The organism is Sphingopyxis sp. BSNA05 (assembly GCF_013265645.1).
In the GTDB taxonomy this organism is placed as follows: Bacteria; Pseudomonadota; Alphaproteobacteria; order Sphingomonadales; family Sphingomonadaceae; genus Parasphingorhabdus.
The window spans coordinates 1-4,030 of record NZ_PYIA01000083.1 but is presented as its reverse complement, the minus strand read 5'-3'; the positions used below and the strand labels follow the sequence as shown (position 1 = coordinate 4,030).

The window sequence follows — 4,030 nt, the reverse complement described above, 5'->3', positions numbered from 1 at the left end:
GTTTGCCCGTCGGACGCATCGGCAGAGCTCAGGGCCACACTGCCCGCGCCGGTTTCATTGTCGAGCGACAGGTCACTGTCAGTGTGGATCACCGAAACAACCGGGCCTATTGCCCAGTCTTCGCTTATGGACACACCGTATCGTGCTTCGCCGCCGATGGCGAAGGTGTCCACATCGGCATTGCCCTGCGCATCGCGGTTTATCCCGTTGACCGTCAGCGTGCGCTCGACACCGGCATCGATTTCGGAGATGTCCAGCGCCGCTGTGACGGTGGCGCCCTGCCCGCCAGTGCCATAGCGAGCATGTCCGGCGAGGTACCATGTGTCATATTCGGCTGTACTCAGACGATCCGACACATCGAGCGAACCGTCACGCCAGCCGGTCGAGACTCCCGCCGCCCACGCATTGTCTTCGCCGACATAGTCGATACCAATATAGAATCCGAAATCATTCTGGTCGACCGCCGCGCCGTTGCCGTCACCATCGGTCGAACTGTCCGAAGAGCCAATCCCGCCCCAGATGCCCCAACCACTGTTAGCGGCGCTGCGCGCACGGGCGAGCGTTTCGCGCGAGCGGCGCAATCCGTCCTTGCCCGCTTGCGCCAGCAGCGAAGCGTAGATTTCACCCGATGCCGTATCGAAAGCGGTCAACGCCTGATCGGTGCTGGCGAAGATCAGCTGGTCGATCACATCGTCGAGATCGCCCATTGCGTTCGGTTCCAGCGCGTCGAAGCTGGCCCCGACCGCGCGCTGGTTGGGCGTGAGGCCCAGTGACGCGAAAGGAACCACCGGCCCCTGACGTCCTGCATTCAGGATCACGCTGTCCGCTTTGTACGTCAGGCTGAGATCAAGAAACGGCAAATCGGCCATCAAATCGGCAAACTCGCCCGTGACAGTGCCCGCCGCATCGAGGATCAGGAACTGCGCCTGCCGGTCAAAATCGCCTTCGGGTGTCAGCGATTCCACCACCAGCGTGCCGCCATTGATGGTGATGTCGCCATCAACGGTGATCCGGTCGGACTGGAAGAAACCCGCCGCATTCGTGTCGGCCGCCATCCCGTCAATATCGACCAGGAATTGCGAGCCAGCCGCGAACACCAGGTCGCTGCCGATATTGGTCACCTGGATCGGACCGACGCCACCTGGCGCAATGTCACCCTCGACGGTGATCGCATTGCCCGCGCCGAGCAGGACGCTGTCGAGCGAATTGAACAGGCCTCCGCTGCGGATAAGGATTGCATTCGCGCCTGCGCCCATATCGATATTGCCGGTGATCGTGCCGGAGCTGTCGAGCGTATCGTCGCCGTCACCGAAGATCACATCGCCGTCGATCTCGCCAAGATTGAACGCGGTGAAGCCATCGTCGACCGTATCGAATTTCAGCGCAAAGCCATCAGCGGAGGTCACCCTGCCGGTTTCGGAAACGGAAAGTTCGAAGAAGATGCTGTCCGACACGATCCCATGCGATCCCGCGCCGGACACATCGATGATGCCATCGACCGTCAGAATGGCCGTGCGGTTCGAGCCCATGCGATCGGGATCGCGCGTCGAGTTCGCCTCGCCCCAGCCACTGCCAATCACCACGCCGTGTGCGCCATCGCCGGTGGTGGTAATGGTGCGGGTGAGGAGGGTCAGCGTGACATCGGCACTATCGGCCACGTTAAAAGCCGGCAGATCGCCGATCTGGATGCCATGCGAACCGTCGCCTTCGGTGGCTATTGAAAGAGGCGCAAACATCATGCTCAGCTGCGGACGCCGATCGGTCGCCGTGCTGTCGATAAATGCGCCTTCGACGCCCCCGAAAAGCATGCCGATGGCATTGTCGCCGCGCGTCTGGATTGTGCTGTTGCCGGCAACAATATCGACGATACCGTCTTCGAGATCGCCGGTAATGGTGGCATATTCCAACCCGTGCGAGCGCGCGCCTGTGGTCACGATCACATTGTCTCCAGAGAAAATCGTTGCGTTGGTCACACCTCCATTTGTCGCGTTGGCACCTCCAAGTCCGTCAACAAGCGAGCCGATATAGATCCCCCGGCTGTCATCGCCCGATGTTTCAATGGTCGAGAGATCGATCGAGACCGTGTGCGAGGCGCCGTCGCGGCCAAGAGCTGCCTGTGTGCCGATGCTGATCGCATCGCTGTTCGCGCCCGCGGTCGAGATCTGGTTACTGCTCATGGCGATGACAGTCGTCGAGTTATCGCCTGCCAGCGTCGCAACATCGATCCCGAGGCTGTTATCGCCCAGCGTGCTGATCGTGCTTTCGCTAATATTGAAGGAGGAGATCGATGAGTCTGCCGGGCCGATGGCACTGAAAACACTGCCTTCGTTGAAAATGATTGCCGTGCTGTTCGCGCCTTCGGTGATGAAATCGCTGTCCGCAATTGCAAGAGATGCCACGCTGCCTTGGCCAATCGCTTCGGCAATAAACGCCCGGCTGTCGTCACCGCTGGTTGCGAACCGGCTATTGGTAAAAGTGGTGTTTGTGACGCTGCCTTCGAGCACGGAACCAGTGAACACGGCATCGCTATTCGCGCCGCTTGTCAAAATATCAACGGCATCAAACGTGAAGCTTGCTATGCTCACTCCTCCGGTCGGGTCTCCAATACGCTCGAACAGGAATCCCGCCGAATTGTCGCCTTCGGTCGCAATGCTGCTTCTGCGAAAAAGAACGTGTGCGAGGATTGGTCCGTGGCCTGATCGCCCTCAACAATGATTCCGCCCGAATTGTTGCCGGTGCTGACCAGCCTGCCGCCAATCATCACAAAGTTTCCGAGATTGGCTCCTGTGCGACCTGCCACTCGCAGAAGAGCACTGTCATCGCCCTCGCTGGTCAGTTCGGAATCGGCGATGATGAAGGTATAGTCTGTCGCGTCACCCGTACTCAATCGCACCACGTCGCTACCATTCCCGGTCGTGCTGACCAGCGTATCGAGCAGTTCGAGGCTCGCCGAGCTGTTGTCGCCCATTTTCAGGCTGATCGCCGCTGCATTTTCGCCTGTGGTCGAGACCGCAGTGCGACTGATCGCGCCGGTGAAAGTCGAACCATCAGGCGCATCGAAGCTGATCGCGCTTGAACCATCTCCGGTGGTCGAAACGACGCTCGGATTGGCGAGGTCACTCGCGGTCAAGAACAACGCACCAAAGCTGTCCGACACGCCGCCGCCCGTCGCAATCGCATCGCTGTTCACGCCGGTGGTCGTTGCGGTGATGTCGGTCATGGCCGCATAAAAGCCGGTGCCGCCGCCTGCGGTGAGCTCGGAGAGGCTGAACAGCGGGGAATTGTCACCCGTACTGCTGAAGGTCGTGTCGCTGGCGACCAGCGCAATCGCTTCGCCGGCCAAGATCACCGGCGCATCGTCGCCGCCCGTACGGACAATCGCACCGTTCGAGGTTTCGAGCGCGAGCGGAGACGCGCTGACAATCGCGCCTGCCCCCATAACGGATTCGACCGTAGCGCCGTCCACTTCCATCAACTGGTCGAATGGCGTGAAATCGAACGGATCGATTATAATTGGATCAAAGCCCGATGCTCCGCCACCAACCGCCGAGGGCGTCTGCGTACCGGTGCTGCTGATGTAAGTGGTGATCAGGTTCATCGCCCGGTCGGCAAGGCGCGCTTTCAGAACGGTAGCCTCCGCCTCGATCGCCTCAAGCAACCCGTCATTGTTGGACGCCTCGAGCAAATTGATCGCCACGCCAGCGCCTGTACCGCCCGAGACCGTAGCGCCGTCGGCAATGCGGATAAAAATCTGGTCTTGGTTGGTTATGCGGATAGCGTCCGAATTTAGGCCCGCCGCGATAATGTCTTTGGTCGCATCTATGACAACGGTCGAAAAAGCTCCGCCTGCCGCGATATTGTCGCGGTCCCCGAGCGCTGCATTCTGCGCACCAATTATTTCGATTCCGTGTGCGCTTTCGCCATCGGTGTTGATCTCGACGCCGCCGATCAGAATGCCGAAATCTGAGTTTGCGACGCCATCCATCTTGCTGTCGACGAAGATACCAGTGCTGCGGTCACCAAATGTTAA

2 protein-coding genes are annotated in these 4,030 nt (G+C 59.9%); both read right to left on the bottom strand.

Translation table 11 applies throughout. The annotated features are described in order from the left end of the window. Positions 1-2,546, bottom strand: a 2,546-nt coding sequence (locus C8024_RS09340) for an autotransporter domain-containing protein (RefSeq protein ID WP_173204373.1), incomplete at its 3' end; no start/stop codon positions are given. Positions 2,547-2,581: 35 nt separating this feature from the next. Next, positions 2,582-4,030: hypothetical protein (locus C8024_RS09335; protein ID WP_173204371.1), on the bottom strand; the 1,449-nt coding region annotated here is incomplete at its 5' end.